This window comes from Streptomyces jeddahensis, assembly GCF_001642995.1.
Taxonomy (GTDB): Bacteria; Actinomycetota; Actinomycetes; order Streptomycetales; family Streptomycetaceae; genus Streptomyces; species Streptomyces jeddahensis.
On record NZ_LOHS01000205.1, the window covers coordinates 1 to 892 of the forward strand.

Here is an 892-nt window from a genome sequence, read left to right on the forward strand (position 1 = left end):
GTGGGCTGCTGGGAGGGTTACCTCGAAGCAGCATCCGCCCGACACGTTGCGTACCGCCGCGCGGCCCTGGTGGGCCTCGACGATGCCGCGGACGATCGCCAGGCCCAGCCCCGCACCCGCCGGTGGCGTGCGGGCGTCGCTGCCGCGCCAGCCGGTGTCGAAGACCCGGGGCAGGTCCTCCTCGGGAATGCCGCCGCAGCCGTCCGTCACGGAGAGGACCACACCGTCGCCGGACCGCTGCGCGGCGACCGCGACCGTGCCGTCCGCCGGCGTACGGCGGATCGCGTTGACGAGCAGATTGCCGAGGACGCGGCTCATCTCCTTGCCGTCGACCTCCACCGGCACGGCCTCTACGCGGTCGCCGACCAGCCGTACGCCGTGCTCGCGGGCCAGCGGATCCGCTCCCGCCAGGGCGTCGCCCACCAGGTCGTACACCGAGATCCGGGACGGGGACAGAGCGAGCGTGCCCGCGTGGATGCGGGAGAGCTCGAAGAGGTCGCCGACCATGTCGTTGAGCCGCTCCACCTCGGTGCGGATCTGCCGCAGATAGCGGCCGGGGTCGGCGGCCATGCCGTCCTCCAGCGCCTCCGACATGGCGCGCAGCCCGGCCAGCGGGGTGCGCAGATCGTGCGAGATCCAGGCGACGAGCTGGCGCCGGGACGTCTCGAGGGCGCGCTCGCGGTCGCGGGACTCGGCCAGTTTGGCGCTGGTGGCCTCGAGCTCCCGGGTCAGCGCGGCGAGTTCGGCGGTCGCCGGGCCGTCGGGCGCCGCGAAGCTGCCGCCGTCACCGAAGGAGCGGGCCGCGAGCGTCAGCGCACGGCTGCGGGCCACCACCCAGCGGCCCAGCAGCAGCGCGGTCGCGAGCGAGACGACCGCGGCCATCGCGACGACC

The 892-nt window shown here is 74.9% G+C and carries 1 protein-coding gene; it reads right to left on the reverse strand.

What is annotated here, in order from left to right; all coding sequences use genetic code 11:
* A partial coding sequence (locus STSP_RS35985) for a sensor histidine kinase (RefSeq protein WP_067285463.1) occupies positions 1-892 on the reverse strand: 892 nt, incomplete at both ends.